This window comes from Gordonia sp. LMA484, assembly GCF_058129505.1.
Map to the genome: position 1 here is coordinate 1,199,584 of NZ_CM176700.1, position 20,365 is coordinate 1,219,948.

Annotated in this window: 18 protein-coding genes; 9 read left to right on the forward strand and 9 right to left on the reverse strand. The window is 67.2% G+C overall.

Annotated features, from left to right (window positions below; all coding sequences use genetic code 11):
* Positions 1-24: 24 nt before the first annotated feature.
* From AC4AMJ_RS04995 to AC4AMJ_RS05030, 8 genes are all read left to right on the forward strand, one after another.
* Positions 25-1,230: an XdhC family protein gene (locus tag AC4AMJ_RS04995; protein WP_489917419.1), complete on the forward strand. Its 1,206-nt coding sequence runs from the start codon at positions 25-27 to the stop codon at positions 1,228-1,230.
* A gap of 29 nt (positions 1,231-1,259) precedes the next feature.
* Positions 1,260-2,147, forward strand: a complete 888-nt coding sequence (locus AC4AMJ_RS05000; RefSeq protein ID WP_489917420.1) for an FAD binding domain-containing protein — start codon at positions 1,260-1,262, stop codon at positions 2,145-2,147.
* A gap of 64 nt (positions 2,148-2,211) precedes the next feature.
* Entirely contained in the window at positions 2,212-2,742 is a 531-nt protein-coding gene (locus AC4AMJ_RS05005) for a (2Fe-2S)-binding protein (RefSeq protein WP_489896667.1), read from the forward strand.
* A complete protein-coding gene (locus AC4AMJ_RS05010; RefSeq protein ID WP_489917421.1) occupies positions 2,739-5,138 on the forward strand; it encodes an aerobic carbon-monoxide dehydrogenase large subunit in 2,400 nt (799 codons plus the stop codon). Before AC4AMJ_RS05005 ends, AC4AMJ_RS05010 begins: the two co-directional genes overlap by 4 nt.
* An 85-nt stretch (positions 5,139-5,223) precedes the next feature.
* On the forward strand, positions 5,224-6,204 hold the full coding sequence (locus AC4AMJ_RS05015) for an XdhC family protein (protein ID WP_489917422.1): 981 nt from the start codon (positions 5,224-5,226) through the stop codon (positions 6,202-6,204).
* A complete protein-coding gene (locus AC4AMJ_RS05020) occupies positions 6,201-6,812 on the forward strand; it encodes a nucleotidyltransferase family protein (protein WP_489917423.1) in 612 nt (203 codons plus the stop codon). The genes AC4AMJ_RS05015 and AC4AMJ_RS05020 overlap by 4 nt, the downstream gene beginning before the upstream one ends.
* Entirely contained in the window at positions 6,812-7,696 is an 885-nt protein-coding gene (locus AC4AMJ_RS05025; protein ID WP_489917424.1) for an AAA family ATPase, read from the forward strand. Before AC4AMJ_RS05020 ends, AC4AMJ_RS05025 begins: the two co-directional genes overlap by 1 nt.
* A gap of 34 nt (positions 7,697-7,730) precedes the next feature.
* Positions 7,731-8,945, forward strand: a complete 1,215-nt coding sequence (locus tag AC4AMJ_RS05030; RefSeq protein WP_489917425.1) for a vWA domain-containing protein — start codon at positions 7,731-7,733, stop codon at positions 8,943-8,945.
* A gap of 23 nt (positions 8,946-8,968) precedes the next feature.
* Here the strand turns inward: AC4AMJ_RS05030 and AC4AMJ_RS05035 are convergent, their stop codons facing one another.
* The 8 genes from AC4AMJ_RS05035 to AC4AMJ_RS05070 form a co-directional block, all read right to left on the reverse strand.
* A complete protein-coding gene (locus AC4AMJ_RS05035; protein ID WP_489917426.1) occupies positions 8,969-9,937 on the reverse strand; it encodes a LysR family transcriptional regulator in 969 nt (322 codons plus the stop codon).
* A gap of 41 nt (positions 9,938-9,978) precedes the next feature.
* Positions 9,979-10,602: a TetR/AcrR family transcriptional regulator gene (locus AC4AMJ_RS05040; protein WP_489917427.1), complete on the reverse strand. Its 624-nt coding sequence runs from the start codon at positions 10,600-10,602 to the stop codon at positions 9,979-9,981.
* 31 nt (positions 10,603-10,633) lie between these two features.
* Positions 10,634-12,457, reverse strand: a complete 1,824-nt coding sequence (locus tag AC4AMJ_RS05045; protein WP_489917428.1) for a hydroxysqualene dehydroxylase — start codon at positions 12,455-12,457, stop codon at positions 10,634-10,636.
* A 457-nt stretch (positions 12,458-12,914) separates the two neighbouring features.
* Positions 12,915-14,444 (reverse strand): PH domain-containing protein, encoded by a 1,530-nt coding sequence (locus AC4AMJ_RS05050; protein ID WP_489917429.1) that lies wholly within the window; start codon positions 14,442-14,444, stop codon positions 12,915-12,917.
* Positions 14,431-14,856 (reverse strand): PH domain-containing protein, encoded by a 426-nt coding sequence (locus AC4AMJ_RS05055; RefSeq protein WP_489896656.1) that lies wholly within the window; start codon positions 14,854-14,856, stop codon positions 14,431-14,433. Before AC4AMJ_RS05055 ends, AC4AMJ_RS05050 begins: the two co-directional genes overlap by 14 nt.
* A 173-nt stretch (positions 14,857-15,029) precedes the next feature.
* Positions 15,030-15,809: an SGNH/GDSL hydrolase family protein gene (locus AC4AMJ_RS05060; RefSeq protein ID WP_489896655.1), complete on the reverse strand. Its 780-nt coding sequence runs from the start codon at positions 15,807-15,809 to the stop codon at positions 15,030-15,032.
* 48 nt (positions 15,810-15,857) lie between these two features.
* Positions 15,858-16,619: an SDR family NAD(P)-dependent oxidoreductase gene (locus AC4AMJ_RS05065; protein WP_489896654.1), complete on the reverse strand. Its 762-nt coding sequence runs from the start codon at positions 16,617-16,619 to the stop codon at positions 15,858-15,860.
* Positions 16,620-16,679: 60 nt separating this feature from the next.
* Positions 16,680-18,446, reverse strand: a complete 1,767-nt coding sequence (locus AC4AMJ_RS05070; RefSeq protein ID WP_489917430.1) for an acyl-CoA dehydrogenase — start codon at positions 18,444-18,446, stop codon at positions 16,680-16,682.
* A 112-nt stretch (positions 18,447-18,558) separates the two neighbouring features.
* Between AC4AMJ_RS05070 and AC4AMJ_RS05075 the strand changes: the two genes are divergently transcribed.
* The gene (locus AC4AMJ_RS05075) at positions 18,559-19,143 is read left to right on the forward strand and encodes a TetR/AcrR family transcriptional regulator (protein WP_489896652.1); all 585 of its coding nucleotides are present in this window, start codon (positions 18,559-18,561) and stop codon (positions 19,141-19,143) included.
* A gap of 15 nt (positions 19,144-19,158) precedes the next feature.
* On the opposite strand, the gene AC4AMJ_RS05080 is transcribed toward AC4AMJ_RS05075, so the two are convergent.
* Positions 19,159-20,295 carry a LuxR C-terminal-related transcriptional regulator gene (locus AC4AMJ_RS05080; protein WP_489896651.1) on the reverse strand — a complete coding sequence of 379 codons (1,137 nt, stop codon included), beginning with the start codon at positions 20,293-20,295 and terminating at the stop codon, positions 19,159-19,161.
* Positions 20,296-20,365 lie beyond the last annotated feature (70 nt).

Sequence of the window (20,365 nt, forward strand, 5' to 3'; positions counted from 1 at the left end):
TCCGCTCGAGTCGAGGATGTGTAGATGCGAGAGATCCTGACCACGCTCGTGGAGCATTGGCGCAACGGTGAGACCGTCGGGTTGACGACCGTGGTGACGACGTCCGGGTCGGCGCCGCGCCAACCGGGTGCGGCAGCGATCCGGCTGGCCGACGGCAACGTACTCGGGTCGGTGTCCGGAGGGTGCGTCGAGGGCGCGGTGTACGAACTCGCCGGCGACGTCATGCAGTCCGGTGTGCCGCAGGCCGATCGATACGGCATCGCCGACGACGACGCATTCGCCGTCGGTCTCACCTGTGGCGGCATCCTCGACGTCTTCTGCGAGGCGGTGTCGCAGCAGAGTTGGCCCGATCTCGGCGAGCTCGCCGACGCCGTCGAAGCGCGTCGCCCGATCGCCGTGGCCACCGTGACCTCGAGTTCGGACGCTGCTGTGCTCGTCGGCAGCCATCTCACCGTCACGCCGGACAGCGCTAGCGGCACGCTCGGCGAGGAGAACCTCGACCGGGTGGTGGCCCAGGACGCCCGTGGTCTGTTGGACCTCGGGGAGACATCGATTCTCCGATACGGTTCCGAGGGCCTTCGCACCGGCGACGGCATCACCGTGTTCGTCAACAGCTTCGCGCCGTCACCCCGCATGATCGTCTTCGGAGCCATCGATTACGCGGCCGCGGTCGCACAGGCGGGTGCATCCCTCGGCTACCACGTGACGGTCTGTGATGCCCGCGGCGTGTTCGCCACGAGGCATCGGTTCCCCGCCGCACACGAGGTCGTCGTCGATTGGCCGCACCGCTACCTACGCGCCGAGATGGCCGCCGGGCGAGTCGATTCGCGCACCGCGATCTGTGTGCTCACCCACGACCCCAAGTTCGACGTGCCGGCCCTGCTGGCCGCGTTCGAGACACCGGAGGGCGCCTACATCGGCGCGATGGGGTCGCGGCGAACCCACGAGGACCGGCTGCGCCGACTACGCGAGGAGGGGGCCTCCGACGCGGATCTCGCCCGTCTGCATTCGCCCATCGGCCTCGACCTGGGGGCACGCACGCCTGCCGAGACCGCGGTGTCCATCGTCGCCGAGATCATCGCCAGGCGACGAGGCGGCAGCGGGCTCAATCTGGCCCGGCTGACCGATGACATCCACCCCGGAGAGGCCCACCGCGCCGGCAGTGGGACCCGACGTCCGCTCGGGTCCAGACATTCGGTCGAGACTCACCACTCCGTCGAGTCCCAGTAGATCTGTCGAGTCCCACCAGAGGAGACACCATGCAGGTACCGGCTCCCTTCGAATACGAACGTGCGACGAGCGTCGACGACGCCATCGGTCTCCTCGGGCGGCTGGGTGACGAGGCCCGGTTGATCGCGGGCGGGCACAGTCTGCTCCCGATGATGAAACTCCGGCTCGCGACGCCCGAATACCTCATCGACATCAACGATCTCCACGACGAGCTCGGCTACATCCGGTTCACCGACGACGACGTGCGGATTGGCGCGATGACCCGCCACTGCGAACTGCTGGCCAACGACCCGCTGTTCGCGGCCTTCCCCATCTTTCGCGACGCCGAGAAGGTGATCGCGGACCCCGTGGTCCGCAACCGGGGAACCCTGGGCGGGTCCCTCTGTCAGGCCGACCCATCCGAGGACCTGTCGAGTGTCTGCGCCACGCTCAACGCGAGCTGCGTGATCCGTGGTGCCGATGGCGAGCGGGTGGTCACCATGACCGAGTTCCATCGCGGACCCTACGAGACGGCGGTCGAGCAGAACGAGATGCTCACCGAGGTCCGGATCCCCATCCGCTCCGGTGGCGCCAGCGCGTACGAGAAGGTGGAGCGCCGCGCGGGCGACTGGGCCGTGGTGGCCGCCGGCGCGGCGTTGTGGCTGACCGACGGGGCGATCGCCGACGCGCGGGTCGGCCTGGCTGCGGTCGGTGCGAACACCACCGGGATCCCGGCGATCTCGGAGGCGTTGCGGGGTCAGGCGCCGACCGAGGCCGCTTGGGCACGGGCCGGGGAGATCGCCGCAGAGGTGTGTGATCCGGTGACCGACGGCCGCGGAACCGTCGTATACAAACGGCATCTCGCCGACGAGCTGACCAAACGTGCCCTTCGCCGCAGCGCCGAGCGGCTGGGTGTCGGCGCGGCGACGTCGGCCTGAGTTCCGCGACAGCCCCGACCGTGACAGCCCTGACCGTGACAGCCCTGATACAGAGGAGATTTCGATGCAAGTGACGATGACCGTCAACGGTGAGTCGGTGACCCGCGACATCGAGCCGCGCCTGTTGCTCGTGCACTTCCTCCGCGACCATCTCGGGTTGACGGGGACCCACTGGGGCTGCGACACGAGCAACTGCGGCACCTGTGTGGTGCAGCTGGACGGCCGGCCGGTGAAGTCGTGCACGGTGCTCGCCGCCATGGCCGGTGGCCATGAGGTGCGGACCGTCGAGGGCCTGGAGCAGGGCACCACCCTGGATCCGCTGCAGCAAGGGTTCATGGAATGCCATGGGCTGCAATGCGGATTCTGCACCCCGGGCATGCTGATGACCGCTCGTGCGCTGCTGGACGAGAACCCGGACCCCACCGAGGACGAGATCCGCGAAGCGATCAGCGGGCAGATCTGTCGCTGCACCGGGTACACCACGATCGTGCGTTCGGTGCAGTGGGCCGCGCGACATCCCGACGGTGCCGCGCAGGAACAGAACACCACCGCCGACGCGGCGACCGAGGACACCACGGCAGGAGCGGTCCGATGACCATCACCACACCTCCGGAGCCTGCGGCGGCGGATCTGGTCGACAACAACCAGAAGCCGGTCGGGTACGGCCGGATGCTCCGCAAGGAAGATCCACGTTTCATCCGCGGTCTCGGTCGATACGTCGACGACGTGCAACTGCCCGGCATGCTGCACATGGCCATCCTGCGTTCCCCGGTCGCCCACGCGAGGATCGTCTCGATCGACACCTCGGCGGCCGAGGCGTTACCCAAGGTGAAGGCCGTCATCACCGGCGAGACGCTCAAAGGTCTGGGACTGGACTGGATGCCGACGCTGTCCAACGACGTGCAGGCGGTCCTGGCCACCGACAAGGTGCGGTTCCAGGGTCAGGAGGTCGCGGCCGTGGTGGCCGAGGACCGTTATGCGGCACGGGATGCGCTCGAGCTCATCGACGTCGACTACGACATCCTCGAACCCGTCTGGAACGTGCGCCAGGCCCTCGACGAGTCGGCGCCGGTCATCCGCGACGATCTCGAGGGCAAGACCGACAACCACGTCTTCGACTGGGAGACCGGGGACAAGGCCGCCACCGACGCGGTGTTCGCATCCGCAGACGTGGTGGTCAGCCAGGACATCGTGTACCCGCGGGTGCATCCGGCCCCGATGGAGACCTGCGGCGCGGTGGCCGATTTCGACCGGGTCGACGGGAAACTCACGCTGTGGTCGACGAGTCAGGCGCCGCATGCCCACCGCACCCTGTATGCGATCGTCGCCGGGATTCCCGAGCACAAGATCCGGGTCATCTCACCCGATATCGGCGGCGGATTCGGCAACAAGGTGCCCATCTATCCCGGCTACGTGTGCGCCGTCGTCGGATCGATCGTCACCGGCAAGCCGGTCAAGTGGATGGAGGACCGCACCGAGAACCTGACCAGTACCGGTTTCGCCCGCGACTATGTGATGCGGGGTGAGATCGCCGCCACGAAGGACGGCCGGATGCTGGCCATCCGCACCAACGTGCTCGCCGACCACGGCGCGTTCAACGGCGTTGCCGCACCCGTGAAGTACCCGGCGGGATTCTTCGGTGTCTTCACCGGCAGCTATCAACTCGAGGCCGCGTACTGTTCGATGACCGCGGTCTACACCAACAAGGCGCCCGGCGGTGTCGCCTATGCGTGTTCGTTCCGGATCACCGAGGCGGTCTACCTCGTCGAACGGTTGGTGAACTGTCTCGCCTATGAACTGAAGATGGATCAGATCGCGTTGCGGCGCAAGAACTTCATCCGTCCCGACCAGTTCCCGTACACCACCAAGACCGGGTGGGTGTACGACTCCGGCGACTACGACGCGGCGATGGTCGAGTCGATGCGGATCGCCGACTACGACGCGCTGCTCGCCGAACAGGCCGAGAAGCGCGAGCGCGGCGAGCTGATGGGGATCGGTGTCGCATTCTTCACCGAGGCCGTCGGCGCCGGGCCACGCAAGGATATGGACATTCTCGGGCTCGGCATGGCCGACGGATGTGATGTGCGCGTGCATCCCACCGGCAAGGCCGTCGTGCGGCTGTCCGTGCAGTCGCAGGGCCAGGGACACGAGACGACCTATGCGCAGATCGTGGCCGAGGAGCTCGGCATCCCGCCGGACGACATCGACGTCGTCCACGGCGACACCGACAACACGCCGTTCGGTCTCGGCACCTACGGCAGCCGATCGACACCGGTGTCGGGGGCGGCGGCCGCGGTCGCGGCGCGCCGGATTCGCGACAAGGCGAAGCTCATCGCATCGGGCATGCTCGAGGTGTCGGTCGCGGATCTGGAGTGGGAGAAGGGGTCGTTTCACGTCAAGGGTGATCCCGGTCAGTCGGTGACCATCGCCGACATCGCCATGAAGGCACATGGTGCCGGTGACCTCCCGCCCGGCGTGGAGGGAGGATTGGACGCATCGGTGGTCTACAACCCCGCCAACCTCACCTATCCGTTCGGCGCATACATCTGTGTGGTCGACATCGATCCCGACACCGCAGTGGTCAAGGTGCGGCGATTCGTGGCGGTCGACGATTGTGGCACCCGGATCAACCCGATGATCATCGAGGGACAGGTGCACGGTGGTCTCACCGACGGCGTCGGCATGGCGCTGATGGAGGTCATCGAGTTCGACGAATCGGGCAACTGCCTCAACGGATCCCTGATGGACTACCTGATCCCGACCGCGCTCGAGGTACCCCACTGGGAGACCGGGCACACCGTGACTCCGTCGCCGCACCACCCGATCGGCGCCAAGGGCGTCGGCGAGTCGGCGACGGTGGGCTCGCCGCCCGCGGTGGTCAACGCGGTGGTGAACGCACTGGAGCCGTTCGGGATTCGCCACGCAGACATGCCGTTGACCCCGTCGCGGGTCTGGGAGGCGATGCGGGGTCGGGCACAACCGCCGATCTGAGCAGCGAGAACCGGCAGCGACAACCAGGAGCGGCGACGAGCAGCAGAAGACCAGCAGCAGAAGACCGGCAACGAGAGGAGCCCGCATGTCAACCGATGATCGGAGGTCGCTCGCCGAGTTCGCGGCCGAACTCACCGGTCGGCGTATCCCGTTCGCGCGGGCGACGGTGGTGCGCGCCCAGTCGCCGACCTCCGCGCATGCGGGTGATCAGGCGTTGGTGACCGCGGACGGGCAGATGCACGGATTCGCGGGCGGTCAGTGTACGGCCGAATCGGTCCGTCTGGCGGCCGTCGACTCGATCGCCGACGGCGAGGGTCTGCTGCTGCGTATCGTCCCCGACGGCGCCGAGGACTATCCGGAGACGCCGGGGGCGAGGGTGGCGGTCAACCCGTGTCTGTCCGGTGGGACCCTGGAGATCTTCATCGAGCCGGTGTTGCCCGCCCGGATCGTCCACGTCGTCGGTGATACTCCCATCGCACTGGCGGTCGTCGAGCAGGCACGGTTGCTGGGATTCGATGTTGCTCATGACGACTCCGCCGAACCAGGTGAGCCGACGATGGCGACGTCCGACGGGGCGGTGGCGTCGATCGTGTGTACCCACGGGGGTGACGAGGCCGGACTGATCCGGTCCGCACTGGATCACGACGTGCCGTTCGTCGGCCTGGTGGCGAGCCGGACGCGGGGAGCCGCGTTGCTGGATGCGATGGAACTGACGGCGGGCCAACGAGACCGGGTGCACACGCCCGTGGGGCTCGACATCGGCGCGGTGACGCCGCCGGAGATCGCGTTGTCGGTACTCGCCGAGGTGGTCGCGGCCATCCGGCGTGGGGGGATCGCCGCACGAACGGAGCCGGCCGCGATCGACACCGGCAGACGTCCCGGCGAGGATGCCCTCACGCGGCCCGGAATCCGTCGGGAGGTGGACCCGATCTGCGGGATGACGGTATTGGTGACCGAGGACACCCCGGAATACGTCGACGATTCCGGCCGACACTGGTTCTGCTGCCCCGGATGTCGCAACACCTTCATCGCCCGCGCGACCGGCGGCCTGCAGGCGGCCCGATGACGGCACCGGTGTGCGCGGTGGTGCTCGCGGCCGGCGGCTCCCGCAGACTCGGCCGACCAAAACAGTTGTTGCCGTACGCGGGGAGCACCCTGCTCGGCGCGACGCTCGACCGCGTTCGAGGCCAGGGATTCGACCAGATCCTCGTCACCCTCGGCGCGGGCGCCGACGACGTGGCGGCCGGTGTCGATCTGCACGGTGTCACCGTGGTGCGCAACGACGACTTCGGTACCGGTTGCTCGTCATCGATCCGGAAGGCGATCATGCACATCGATGCCGCCGCAGACGGAGCGGTACTGCTGTTGGGCGATCAGCCCGGCGTGCAGGGTGCGGCGGTGCACGCGCTGGTGGCCGCGGCGTGCCGGTCACCGATCGGCGCCGTCCGGTACCGAGACGGCCTCGGTCACCCGTTCTGGCTGGGACGCTCGATCTTTCCCGCCGTGGCCGAGTTGCACGGCGACAAGGGTGTATGGCGATTGATCGATGCGGCGGGCGCCGATCTGATCACCGTCGACATCGACACCGACACTCCGATCGATGTCGACACCGAAGACGATTACCGCAGACTGCTGGCGAACGCGCCGGACGTCGGTTCGGTGAGGCCCGCCTGATGGATTCCGGCGACCCACTGTTCTCCTCACCACACGACGTTGCGCAGCTTCTCGACTCCGTCGACTACCTCGCCGACGAGGGGCTGGCCACCGCGTTGTTCCTGGCCACCTCGCTGCAGATGCCGATCCTGCTCGAAGGTGAACCGGGAGTGGGCAAGACATCTGCGGCGACCGCCCTGGCCGCGGCGCTGCACACCGAGTTGATCAGACTCCAGTGCTACGAGGGTCTGGCCGCACACGATGCACTCTACGAGTGGAACTATCAGCGACAGCTGTTGGCCATCAAGATGTCCGAGACCCGCGGCCAACCACTCGCCGATGCCGATCTGTATGCGCCGGAGTTCCTTTCCGAGCGACCCCTGCTCGCCGCGATCCGGTATGAGGGTGAGAAGCCGCCGGTCCTGCTCATCGACGAGATCGACCGTGCCGACGACGAATTCGAGGCGCTGCTGTTCGAGTTCCTCGGCGAGGGGGCGGTCACCATTCCCGAGCTCGGCACCATCCACGCCCGGCGTCGGCCACTGGTCGTGCTCACCTCCAACCGAAGTCGAGAGCTGCATGAGGCGCTACGGCGCCGATGCCTGTATCACTGGATCCCATACCCCGGGGCGGCGCAGGTCGCCGCCGTTCTGCGTCGTACCGTCCATGGCGCTTCCGACAGCCTCATCGCCGACGCCTCCGTGTTCGTCGGCCGTATCCGCGAACTCGACCTCGACAAGCCGCCGGGCATGGCGGAGGCGATTGACTGGGTGTCGGCGCTCATCACGCTCGGAGTCTCCGAACTGATGCCGACTACGGTGCAGCCCACCCTCGGAACGCTGGTGAAGACGCCCGACGACCAGGAGACCCTGGTCGAGGCGCTCGACCGCGGGGCCTTCCTGTGATGGCTGCGGTTCGACGATTCGGGGCCGCGGGTCGATGACCGGCGGGCCGGTCCTCGCGCGCATCGATCGCGCCGCGTTCGCCGCCGGATTCACCGAGCGGCTCCGCACCGCGGGCGTACCGGTCGGGCAAACCGACGCGTCGGCGTTCTGTCGCGCGTTGGAGGCGATGCCGCGTGGATCCGTGTCCGTTCGTCGCGAGCTCTACTGGTTCGCGCGGATCACTCTGGTGCGCAGGCACTCTGACCTAGGCAGGTTCGACGCGGTGTTTGCCGCGGTCTTCGACGACGCGGTGTTCTCCCTGGACCCGGTGGCACTGCGGGGCTCGGTGTCGGCGCCGCGAGGCGATCAGTCGATGGCGGTGCCCGGCCCACATGCCGGTGCGGATGACACCTCCGACGGGTTGCCATGGGCGACGTTGCCGCGGATGGCGGTCACCGACGACACCGTCGAGGACGGGGAGGGCGCACCGGTCTGGATTCCGCGGCCGAGCGCGATCGAGGCGATCGCGCGGGTCCCGTTCGATCGGTTGGATCACGGCCAACTCCGGTTGATCGAGGCCTGGCTGGACGGGGCCGCGGAGAGGTGGCCGAAACGCCGCGGGCGCAGGGAGCGCACTCTGGTCGCAGGGCGTCGGATCGATCTGCGCCGCACGCTGGCGAACTCACGGCACACCGGGTGGGAGGTGGCCGATGTGGTCTATCGCGGGCCGATGTGGCGGGCCCGACCTATCGTGATGGTCTGCGATGTCTCCCAGTCCATGCAGGGCTATGCGAGAGCGTATCTGCACATCATGCGTGCGTTGTCTCGGCGCGGCCGCAGTGAGACGTTCGCATTCAGTACAGGACTGACCCGGATGACGCCGATCCTGGCCTCCTCGTCCATCGACGATGCCGTCGAGTTGGCGGGTGCGAAGGTGGTGGATCGCTTCGGCGGCACCCGTATCGCGGCGAGTCTGGACGCGCTGCTGGCGTCGCGTCATGCGCAGAGCCTGCGCGGTTCGATCTGTGTGATCGCCTCAGATGGATGGGATTCCGATGATCCGGCCCGTCTGGAGCGGGCGATGGCCCGGATCGCGCGCCGGACGTTCACGGTGATCTGGCTCAATCCGCGTGCCGGAGCTCCCGGCTACGAACCACTGGTGGGTGGAATGGCCGCAGCTCTACCGTACTGTGATCGGTTTCTTCCGGCAGCGACCGTCGACGACCTCACCGGGATGATCACGGCGATCACCGAGGCCCGCCGTCGATAATCGCAGGTTCCGTGGAGTCTCGCTCAATTCCACAGGGTGACATAGACGGCCGGACGAAAATGTTTCACCGGGACACCGGATCCGCGCAGCATCGCCTGCATGGCCTTCGGGGTCGCGACGAAGCGCATGAGCTCGTCGGCAGTGCGGGTGGCGTCGTGGGAGAGTGCCATCGCGCTCCACGTCTCGCGGCGGTGCGCTTTTGCGCCGTCCACCCGGACAAGTCGCCCGGTCTGCAGGTCCGAGTGCACGGCGAATGTCAGCGCCAGCGTCAACCCGGTGCCGCGCTGTGTCTCCTCCCAGGCCGCGGCATCGCTCTGGAAGATCCGCTGGCAATCCTCGGCAACACCGAGGCGTGCCAGCATCTCGGGGATCGCACCGCGTCTGCCGGCTGCCGACGGGCCGAGATTCCACGGGGTGCCCGCGAGTTCCTCGGGACTCACGCGCCGCCGCGCGAGCGGATGTGAGGGCGCCGCCATCACCTCGACGTCGTAGGTGAGGAACTCCTTGACGCTCAGGGCGGGACCGTCGTGGCCGGCCTCGGTTTCCAGAGGTGCCGGTCCGATCGCGACGTCGACGGCACGCGAGGCGAGCAGAGAAGAGAACTGATCTGGCGGCTGGACACTCAGTTCCACCTCGAGATCCTTCGCCCGTTTGGTGAACAGGTCGATCAGACCTCCGGCGGCATGTTCGGCGAACAAGCTGGACGCGGCCACCCTGATCGTGCGCCGGCCGCCGGCGGCCGCCTCGACCTCGCTCACGGTCTGATCCTGCAATCCGAGGATCTCCACGGCACGGGCGGCCAGCCGCAGCCCGCCCGGCGTGAACGCGAGGCCGGAATGTGTCCGCCGGAAGAGCTGATCGCCCAGGCTCTTGCGGAGCTGCGCGACATGCATCGACACCGCCTGCTCGGTGAGGCCGAGCTCGGCGGCCGCCTGCTTGACCGACCCGGTCCGCACGATCGCGACGAACGCGCGCAGCTGGGTCGAGGTCATGATGCCCATGGTAGTGACCGGCCGCGCGCGCCCGGTCGCGATCAGAGCAGGTAGGTCCGCGTCATCGCCTTCCACAGATCCAGATGCGGATCCGTTCGCGGGTCCCGGCGATCGATCAGGTAGGTCGTGGCCACGCCGCGCATGCTGGACAACAAGAGTGGATACAGCTCGGGATACCTTGGGTGAGCGGTCAACTCGTCGCCGAGGAACCCGGCGACGGCCTGTCGTACGGTCGGTCCGAGTCGTCGTTCGGTCGGCAGCAGCGCGCTACGCAGTTGTTCGTTGGTCCGTGCCGCGATCCACAACTCCATGGACGCGACGAAGTAGGGCTGATGAAAGGTACTCCAGCCGAGTTCGATCGCCGGGCCGATCCGTGCTGCCGGATTGTCCGGCCAGTCGACCTGGGATGGCATCTCCTCGATTCGCGTGCGAGCAAGGTGGTCGACGGCGGCCATGAAAAGTCGGTCGCGCGAGGGGTAGTGGTGGAGCAGGCGGCCGCGGCTGACACCCGCCTCGGCTTGGATCGCGAGGGTGCTGGCCCGCGCGTAACCGCGCTCGACGAGCACACGGATCGCTGCATCCATGATCTGATGACGGGTGCGGTCACCGCGTTGCTGCGTGCCGGCACCCTCGCCGCGCGGGAGGTTGTGCGCCGTTGCGTTCACCCACCGATCCTATCCGCCGACGCCACCCCGCTCAGGCATCGAGGAAGTGGCGTAACCCTGCGCGATAGCGCGCGCGGTCCTCGGCCTTGATCGGATCGAGCATGGGTAGCTCTGCCAATGGGAACACCGATGCCGGTCGTGCGGGACTGTCCGCCGCGGCGAGAATCGCGTTGGCCGCTCGACGCCCGGACTCGTTGGCTCCTTCCATCGTCGCCAGATCGATGTTCGTGCGGACGTGATCGCCGCCGATGAAGAGGTTCCGAATTGCAGTGTGGGCGGTGGGCCGGTGGTGATAGGAACCGGCCGTGTTCACCATCAGCGGGGTTGCGTTGGCGATCTGTGGCGACCATGTGATCCCGGGGTCGAGTGACCACGTGACGATCTCCTCGCTGCGCAGCAACCTGTTGCCTGCGGAGTTCATGGCGCGACTCATCTGCGCCCACACCTCGCGGGCGATCTCCCGCTTGGTGCAACGTCTGGCGGGCTTGCCGTAGAGGATGCCGGGCTTGTCCCAGTCGGAGATGTCGATGGACAGGCAATCACGGGTTCGGCCGTCGCCGTAGGTCTTGGCGAAGTCGACATTCCATGGTCGTGCCTGGAAGAGGCCGGTCAGGGCCCACGGTGTGCCCAAGGCGGCGATGTGGCCGGGTGGCAGTTCCGTCTGGCGGGAGAGGAAGTACTGGATCCCCACCATCCAGTCGTCCTGGAGGCGCCGGATGCCCGCCAACGATGGATCGGCGCGCAGCACGCTTCCGGTGAGCAACGGTTTGAGTCGATCGATCGGGATGGCCGCCACATACCAGTCGGCAGTCACGGTTCCGCCGGACGTCAGGCGCGCACCCGTCACCCGCCGATCCGAGACCTGGAAGTCTGCGACCCCGTCGCCCATCACGAATTCGACTCCGCGACCACGCAGGTAGGCCACCCACGGATCGATCCACGCGTGACTGGTGGGGGCGTTGAGGATTCGGTCGACACCACCCTGCACGAGGCCGGCGTCGTATTGGCCGAGCAACCCGGTCGCCGATGTCGCCAGGGCCAATCCGATCTGCCCGATGGTGCGTGCCGACGCGGTCTGCGACTTCGCCGCCACCAGGGCTCGGGTGAGGGCACCGGCCAGATACCGTTGATATGCCGACGATTTGCCCTTCGCCTTGACGAACTGTACCCAGGACTGCTGTTCCCACTGGCCGAGTCGTCGTTCCTCGCAGCTCGTCGCGATGATCAGCTCGCGGGTCACGAAATAGGCGAGCTCGTCGGGCGGGACGTCGGCGACGAATTTGAGTCCCGTTGTCAGGGCGTTGCGGAGGTTGTCCAGTTCGAGGACCGCGGGACCGTGTTGGACGGCTCCCACGAGGGATGTCGGGGCCGTCGTGGGAGCGTAGCCGGAGTCGTCGAAGGCGATGACCGCCGTCTCGACACTGATGAGATGACGGTCCCTGACGGTGCCGCCGGCCACCGGGATTCGTTCCATCGTTTCCGGGACATGCCGGTAGCAGCCGGGGAAGAAGCGGAAACCGTGCTCACCGGGCAGGGCGAGACGACCGCCACGGGCGGTGCCGGGAACGTCGTGGCTGCGTGCCTTCCCGCCGAGATACGCCGGTTCGTACACGGTGACGCGGAACCCGCGTTCGACGAGTTCGTGTGCCGCGGCGAGTCCGGACATACCACCGCCGAAGATGGCGACCTCACGTCCCCGACCCCGGCCGGTCCGTGGAACTGCCTGTGCCGATGGCACTGTGACGTTCGGCATGGCGACCGCGGTGCCCGCCAGCACGGCGGCCGCCGCCGCCCCCGTCAACGCCGACCGGCGAGAGAACCGGCCCTTGTCCTCGTTGGTGTCCTCGTCGTTCATGTCCCCGTCCCTTCCAATCAGTCAGCACTGACTGATTGTGGGTTTACCACTGTCCGACGGACCGTTGGGACTGATTCGGGAAAAAGTCTCAAATAACCTGGTCAATCGTCTCACTAGGCATGTCTGGGCGCGCCTTCTCCCGGGGTGGGCGCTAGCGGAGGGCCGCACGCGTTGGGCCCTTCGTGACGCATCGCTCGTTCCTCGCGAGGCTCCTCAGGGACCGGGTTGGTGACGCATCGCTCGTTCCTCGCGAGGCTCCTCAGGGACCGGGTTGGTGACGCATCGCTCGTTCCTCGCGAGGCTCCTCAGGGGCCGGGTTGGTGACGGTTCGCTTGTTCCTCGCGAGGCTCCTCAGGGGCCGGGTTGGTGACGGTTCGCTTGTTCCTCGCGAGGCTCCTCAGGGGCCGGGGTGGTGACGCTTCGCTTGTTCCTCCGGTCCGGGACGCTCGCTCGTTCGTTAGCGTGTCAGGAACGGCGCGAGCAGATCCGGCGACACGGTCGCCATCAGTTCGGCGGCGGCGGATTCGTCGAGGTCGACGGCGGCGTACGCCTCCGATCCTGCGGCGGTGGCGAGGATGACGGTCTCCACGCCCTGGCGACGTTGGAACACCGACGCCCGCGACGCCCAGCCGACGGTGCCCGTACGGTCCAGGACGTACCGGTGACGCGCGATCCGCGGCGGCGCGATGACCACCGACCGGTCGGTGATGTCGTGACCGAGATGGTGATAGCGAACCATGCCGAGGAGGCATGAAATCAGGACCACGAGAACTGCGAGGATCAGCCACGGCCAGGTCAGAGGGCCGGCGACCAGGGCTGCCAGGATCGCGGCCGCCACCAGGCCGGACCAGAATCCGCGGGTGACACGGCGTACCAGTGCCACGTGGCCGTGCCGGCGCAACCGTCCTATGAGTTCGCCGTCGCCGTGCGTCACCAGCCGACCGACGCGGATGGCCTCGGCGGCCGGTGCCGGTGGCAACAGCAGTGGATGTTTGGACGAACCCGTGGCGATGGCATGGAGGCGGGCCCCGTCCAGCGGCTGCATCAACACCGGTTGATGCAGGTGCACGCCGCGGATGCGGTTCTCGTCGAGGCTGGAGGCATTCGTGGTCAGCAGACCGCGACGGATGCGTAGGGTGCCGTCGTCCGGGTTGCGAGCCAGCGAGAAGTTCCAGTACCCCAGCACGTATCCGCCGACCGACAACAGGGCGCCGACGGCGAGCACCGCGAGCACGACGACGGTGATCACCACCGGCACCGGGACGTCGCGGACGCGGTCGACGGCCTGTTCGGCGGCGGTCGCCCCCTGCTCGAACAGGCCCGCGTCATTGGCGAACTGTGCTGCCAGCCCACCCGCGGCGGCGGCTGCGGCGAACCCGGTCATCTGGAACGGTGCGAACCGCAACCAGGACAGTCGAAGCTGCGAGAGCAGCTGTGGGGGAGTCGAGGGTGGGTGCGTGCCGGCAGCGTTGACATCCGATCGCCGGACGCGTGCGGCCGTCGCCATCAGGTGGTCGTGCAGGGCGTCGGCATCAGTCGCGGTGATGGCGTTGAGCTCCACCACCGACGAGTCCTTGTCGCCGCCGGTGCCGATACGGATCTTCTTCAGACCCAGCACCCGATGGGGCAGGGATGCGGTCAGGTCAACACTCCGGATCCGATCGCGCCGTGCTGTCGCGACCTTGCGGGTGAGCAGTCCGCTCCGCACGCGGACGTGTTCCTCGGTCACCTGATAGCGGGTGACCAGCCACGGCACGATGGTGACCAGCGGGACCGCGACGACCGTGAGGATGATACTGAGGCTCGGGGCGCCGCGTCCGGCGAAGAGTATGGCGATGACCAGCGGGATGAGCTGGGGCAACTGTTCTATCGGCTTGACCGCGATCATCCAGGGCGACAGCCGATGCCATTCGTCGGGGTTGTCGTCGAGTGCGTCGGCGACCGGTGGGCGGCCGCCGGGCGGGAGGGGCTGCTCAGGTCGCGTCATCGGAGTGTGCCTGGGTGCGTGCGGTGAGATCTGCCGCGGCTCGACGGGCGCTCGCGGCGTCGAGCCCGACGACCCGGATGGTCCCGGCCGACGATGCGGTGGTGACGGTCAGTGTCGCGAGGTTCAACAGCTGTTCGATCGGTCCCGCCGCGGTGTCGACGACCTGGATGCGGGCGATGGGGATGATCACCCGGCTCCGCACGAACCATCCGGACTGGGTGTAGACAGCGTCCTCGGTGACCTCCCACCGATGAAATCGATACCTCCACACCGGCACGACGGTGACGAAGAAGGCGGCGATCAGCACGGTCAGCACCGCGACCACCAGCGCAGGCCAACGGATTGTGTCGACCATCCAGGCGAGGACGACGGCGACCGCCAGCAGCGGGATGGCCGGCAGGAGCGGTGTCATCCGCCACATGGTCAGGGCGCGAGGATCGACCTGGTGGAGGGGTTCACGGAGTATCGGCGGCGAGGCATCCATTGCCGACCAGTTTAGGGTGCGGGCCGGCCGGCACCCGCCGACTTCGCGCAGGCGCGGGTGTCGCCGTGATCGACGGCGGCGGTGAAGACCAGTGGCAGAGGCTACGGCGCCTCCGGCGACGCCTGGCTCATCGTGGCGGGAACCGGGACCCACGCGGGGTGCTTCGCGGCGCGGTCGTCACCCGACGACCGGCCGCGTAGACGGCGGATCACCCACGGTGCCAGGTGGGCACGGGCGAACCGTAGGTCGCCCGCCCACCGTCGTCCGCCGACCGGGTCCTCGGGTCGCTGCGGCATCGTGGCCGTCTCGACTCCCAGCGCCCGGAGGATGTGGGCCGCGACCCGCCGATGGCCGGTCGGGTTGAGATGCAGACGATCATCGGACCAGTAGACCGGCTGACGGATCTCACTGTCGCCGAACACATTGACGAACCGCACGGACTCCTCGACGGCCAGTGCGCTCACCTGCGTGGTGAGGAATTCGCCGCGACCCCGGATGGCGTCGCTGAACGGCAGACCTGCCGAGGGGTCCGCGCCGGCCAGCAGCACGACCTCGATCCCCGCGTCCCGGCAGCGTCGTACCGCGCTGCGGGTGAGTTCGATCAGTTGTGTGAGATCGCTTCCGGGGCGAAGCATGTCGTTGCCTCCGCCGTTGAAGGTGAGCAGTGTCGGCAGGGGATCGAGAGACAATGCGGCGTCGATCTGCTCGGTGGCGATCGACGCGAGCAACCGGCCGCGGATGGCGAGGTTGGCATACTCGATGCCCCCGTGGTGGGCGGCCAGTCCTTCGGCGACCAGATCGGCCCATCCGCGCGGAGTGACACCGTCCGGTTCATCTCCGACGCCTTCGGTGAAACTGTCGCCGACAGCAACGTATCGCACAGTGCTCCTGCTGGATTCGAGATCTGACGTCTGTCGTTTGACGGATACTTAAGTGACCGTCACACCACCGTCGACCGCGACGGTCTGACCGGTCACGTAGCCAGATGCCGGCGAAGCCAGCCAGATCGCGGTGGCGGCCAGTTCCTCGCCCTTGCCCATTCGCCCGAGTACGACCCGCGGCAGCTGGGATTCGAGGTAGCCGTCGTGGTAGGTGTCGGTCATCTCGCTCTCGAAGAACCCCGGCGCGATGGCGTTGACGCGGATTCCCTTGCGTGTGCCCCACTGCTGGGCGAGATCCCGGGTGAGACCGATGACGCCGGCCTTGCTCGACGCGTACGCGGCCTGCGGCAGTCCGGCGGTGGTGATGCCGAGGACGCTGGAGATGTTGATGACCGCGCTGCCCGGCTGCATCACGCGTCCACACGCCTGGGCCATCCAATACGACCCGTTGAGGTTGATGTCGATCACCGAGCGGAACTGATCGGGTGTCTCGCGGGTCGCGGGGACGGCTGTGCCGACGCCGGCATTGTTGATCAGCACGTCGACGCGACCGAACGTCTCCATGGCCGCGTCGATGACCGCCTGGCACTGGTCGGGGTCGGCGACATCGGCCGGAACCGACAGGGCCTTGCGGCCCAGCGCCTCCACCATCGCCGCGGTTTCGGCGAGGCGATCGGCGCGACGTGCGGCGAGCACGATGTCGGCGCCGGCCTCGGCGAAGCCCTTGGCGAAGGCGACCCCGAGTCCGGAGGACGCGCCGGTGACGACGACGACTTTGTCGGATAGGTCGAACAGGTCCATCACGGGCATGTGTGTCTCCTTGTGTCGGAACCGGATTGATCACAACCGGCGGGTAGGGATCAGGGTGCGTCAGAACCAGGCGGGATCGGCATCCACGGTGGTCCGGTCGAGGGTGGCGACCAGGTTCAGCGCAGCGGCTGTCTTCGGCAACTCGTAGCGGAAGAAGTATTGTGCCGCAGCACGCTTGCCGTCATAGAAGTCACCGGTCTTCTCATCTGCCGCGAGCACTTGCTCGAGCCAGAGCCACGCCATGACGATGTGTCCGGCGGCCTCGAGGTAGGCGGTGGCGTTGGCCAGCGCCACCGCCGGATCGCCGGTGGACCATGCGGCGGCGGTTGTTGCGACCAGCTGCTCGAGCGCGGCGCGGAGTTCGGCGGCGTAACCTGCGACGGCTTCCACGCTGCCGGCCCGCTCGATGGTCGCCCCGATGGTCTCGGCCAGCAGAGCGAGTCCGGCACCGCCCTGCATCACGACCTTGCGGCCCAACAGATCCAGACCATGAATCCCGTGGGTACCTTCGTGGATCGGGTTCAGCCGGTTGTCGCGGTAGTACTGCTCGACATCGAACTCCTTGGTGTAGCCGTAACCGCCGTGGACCTGGATGGCGAGACTGTTGGCCTCCAGGCACCACTGCGACGGCCAACTCTTGGCGATCGGGGTCAGGACGTCGAGCAGCAGGGTCGCGCGATCGCGGTCGTCACCGGTGCTCGTCGACTCGATGTCGACGAGCTTGCTGCAGTACAGGCCGAGCGCCAGTGCGCCTTCCACATAGGACTTCTGCGCCAACAGCATTCGCTTGACGTCGGCGTGTTCGATGATCGGGATCGGCTTGGCGGCCGGATCCTTCTGGTCGACAGGTCGGCCCTGCGTGCGGACCTTGGCGTACTCGAGAGAGGCCAGGTAACCCGCATAGCCCAGCGAGGTGGCGAGGAATCCGACGCCGATACGCGCCTCGTTCATCATGTGGAACATGTAACTCAGGCCGCGATGCTCTTCGCCGACGAGATAGCCGACGGCGCCGCCGTCCAGGTGTGTTCCGTCGCCGAAGTTGAGCAATGTATTGGTGGTCGCCCGGTTGCCCATCTTGTGGTTGAGGCCGACGAGCGCGACGTCGTTGCGGGTGCCGTCGGCGAGATACTTGGGCACGATGAACAACGAGATGCCCTTGACGCCGGGCCCTCCGCCTGGTGCCTTCGCAAGCACCAGGTGAACGATGTTCTCTGACAGCTCGTGCTCGCCCGCCGAGATCCACATCTTGGTGCCCGTGATCCGGTAGGTGCCGTCGGACTGCGGTTCTGCCTTGGTCGTGATGTCGGCCAGTGACGAACCGGCCTGGGGTTCGGACAGGCACATCGTCCCGAAGTAGCGTCCCTCGACCATCGGGCGTACCCACGTGTCGATCTGCTCTGGGGTGCCGTACTCGGTGAGCAGATTCGCGTTGCCGACGGTGAGGAAGGTGTAGGACGACATCGCGGCGTTCGCCGCCTGGAACCACGCACTCGACGCCCGGCTGATCACGGTCGGCAGCTGCATCCCGCCGACCGATTCGTCGAACGAGCCGGCCATCAATCCGGCCTTGACGAACTCGGAGATGCCGGCCTCGATCTCCGCCGGCAAGACGACCTTCCCGTCCTCGCCCACGAACGGTTCGTTCTGGTCGCCGAGCTTGTTGAACGGCGCGAACCGTTTGGTGGCGAGATCCTCGCTCAGCTCGAGGACCGCGTCGAACGTCTCGCGGGAATGCTCACCGAAACGTTCGCGCTTGGTCAGCTCTTCGACGTCGAGCCACTCGTACAGGAGGAACTCGAGATCGCGTCGGGAGAGTGGGGTGGCCATCGGACTCCTTCGTCACCTAAGCATTCGCTCATAATCTAAGCGCTCGCTTATGATGCATCGTACAGTGCGATCAGGTCAAGATGTCGAGATCAGGAAGGCGGGGTGAGCGTCGGTGGCTGGGCCGAAGAACGGCGACTCGGTGGCGGCGGAGCGAATCCGCAGGGCGGCGATCGCCTCGTTCGCCGAGGTCGGTTACGGCGGCACCTCCACACGGCAGATCGCCAAGCGGCTCAACATGAGTGCGGCCGCCATGTATCCGCACTATCGCTCGAAAGAGGAACTGCTCTACGCGATCGCCCTCGAAGGGCACCGTGGTGTGCTCGCCGCGTTACGGGAGGTCGACGATGAATCGCTGTCCGCGAGTGACCGACTGCGGGTTGTCATCGGCGAATTCACCCGCTGGCAGGCCGAACAGCATGAGCTCGCGAAGGTGGTTCAGTACGAACTGCACGGCCTGACCCGCGAGCATTATCGGACGATCACCGCAATCCGTCGTGAGACCTCCGACGTGCTCGCGGTGATCGTGCGTCAAGGTGTGGCGTCCGGGGAATTCACGGTGACGGCCGCCGACGACGCCGTCCTGGCGCTCTCGTCGTTGTGCGTCGACGTGTGCCGTTGGTTCCCGTCACGGACCCACCGCGACCCCGTTGCGCTCGCGCGTGCTTACGGAGAGTTGGCCGTGCGGATGGTGCGGTAGGCGCCGATCGCCTGCTCAGGACTCCGTGGTGACGTATGCCCCCGACGGCAAGAGCTGATCGTTCATCCGCGGCGCGTACTGATCGAAGTACACCCGGGCGATCAGCTCGCGTCGGCTGCGTACACCGGCCTTGTCGAAGATCGACTTGAGGTGGTCCTGAACCGTGTAGGCGGAGACGTGCAGCGTCGACGCGATGTCCTTGGTCGCGACCCCCTGCAACACCATCTGGGTGACGTCGCGTTCGCGGGCGGTGAGGCCGAAGGCGGCCACCACCAGGGGAACGATCTCCGGCGGCCGTGCCTCCTCGATGGTCACCACCACCTCGCCGACCCGGCCATCGGCATTCGACAACGGGGAGGCGTGCACCACGAGCCACATTCCCGATGCCCCCCGGACCCGCAGTCGCGGCGGAACGTCGGTTTCCCCACGACCGTACCGTCGGGCCGCCCCGACCAGCGCGGTGATCACCGATGACGCTGCCCCGCTGTTGGCGCCGGAGAGAAGGTCGTCGACCCGCTCCTCGGCGCCGGCACTCATCTGGACCATGTGATTCTGGCTGTCGACGATCAGCACACATGGACCCGAGGGCGCTGACTGCGGTTCGGCGACGATGCTGGCGAGCAGACCGGTGCGGACACCGAGGGCAAGCGGTTGGGACAGAGTTCGAAGGAATTCCACCTCGTCCGGGGTGAAGGGTCGCTCGCCGACCTCGCGGAAGAAGGCGATGCCGCCCCAGACCTGCGCGCCGTCGCGCATGAGTAGCCGTGCCTCATCGGTGAAGTCGTAGTGCGGCCGCATGAACTCATGCATTCGCGGCGACTCCTGAGTCCGACCAGCCGTCAACTCGTGCATGCCGACCGCATCGACGCCGGCCATCGCGAGTTGCCGGAACGACGAGGACTCGACGGTTCCGTACTCGCGCAGTCCCCACTCGTCGTCGTGCTGGTTGCGGCCGAGGAGATTTCCGTATTTTCGGGTGCTGGTGATGAGCAGGGTGTTGGGGTCGACGGTGGCCATACAGGCGGCGGCGTGGGGTACCGCCCGGATGAGTGATCCGATGGCCTCGCCGAGGAAGTCGCCGACGCCGAGCCCGGCGTGGGCGAGCACATCGACGTCACTGCGCACCCGATCCGCGGTCAGACTCGTCGTCATGAGAAGATTCTCCGTTTTCGCAGGTCATCTGTCTATCCCAGAAATGTGGGGACGCTGATCGAACGACCGG

Bases quoted from the DNA above. Each gene is read 5' to 3' on its own strand.
- AC4AMJ_RS05065 (WP_489896654.1), bottom strand. From the start codon at position 16,619: ATGCCCGTGATGGACCTGTTCGACCTATCCGACAAAGTCGTCGTCGTC.
- AC4AMJ_RS05025 (WP_489917424.1), top strand. From the start codon at position 6,812: ATGGATTCCGGCGACCCACTGTTCTCCTCACCACACGACGTTGCGCAG.
- AC4AMJ_RS05020 (WP_489917423.1), top strand. From the start codon at position 6,201: ATGACGGCACCGGTGTGCGCGGTGGTGCTCGCGGCCGGCGGCTCCCGC.
- AC4AMJ_RS05005 (WP_489896667.1), top strand. From the start codon at position 2,212: ATGCAAGTGACGATGACCGTCAACGGTGAGTCGGTGACCCGCGACATC.
- AC4AMJ_RS05000 (WP_489917420.1), top strand. From the start codon at position 1,260: ATGCAGGTACCGGCTCCCTTCGAATACGAACGTGCGACGAGCGTCGAC.
- AC4AMJ_RS05080 (WP_489896651.1), bottom strand. From the start codon at position 20,295: ATGACGACGAGTCTGACCGCGGATCGGGTGCGCAGTGACGTCGATGTG.
- AC4AMJ_RS05010 (WP_489917421.1), top strand. From the start codon at position 2,739: ATGACCATCACCACACCTCCGGAGCCTGCGGCGGCGGATCTGGTCGAC.
- AC4AMJ_RS05035 (WP_489917426.1), bottom strand. From the start codon at position 9,937: ATGACCTCGACCCAGCTGCGCGCGTTCGTCGCGATCGTGCGGACCGGG.
- AC4AMJ_RS05015 (WP_489917422.1), top strand. From the start codon at position 5,224: ATGTCAACCGATGATCGGAGGTCGCTCGCCGAGTTCGCGGCCGAACTC.
- AC4AMJ_RS04995 (WP_489917419.1), top strand. From the start codon at position 25: ATGCGAGAGATCCTGACCACGCTCGTGGAGCATTGGCGCAACGGTGAG.
- AC4AMJ_RS05055 (WP_489896656.1), bottom strand. From the start codon at position 14,856: ATGACACCGCTCCTGCCGGCCATCCCGCTGCTGGCGGTCGCCGTCGTC.
- AC4AMJ_RS05050 (WP_489917429.1), bottom strand. From the start codon at position 14,444: ATGACGCGACCTGAGCAGCCCCTCCCGCCCGGCGGCCGCCCACCGGTC.
- AC4AMJ_RS05070 (WP_489917430.1), bottom strand. From the start codon at position 18,446: ATGGCCACCCCACTCTCCCGACGCGATCTCGAGTTCCTCCTGTACGAG.
- AC4AMJ_RS05045 (WP_489917428.1), bottom strand. From the start codon at position 12,457: ATGAACGACGAGGACACCAACGAGGACAAGGGCCGGTTCTCTCGCCGG.
- AC4AMJ_RS05030 (WP_489917425.1), top strand. From the start codon at position 7,731: ATGACCGGCGGGCCGGTCCTCGCGCGCATCGATCGCGCCGCGTTCGCC.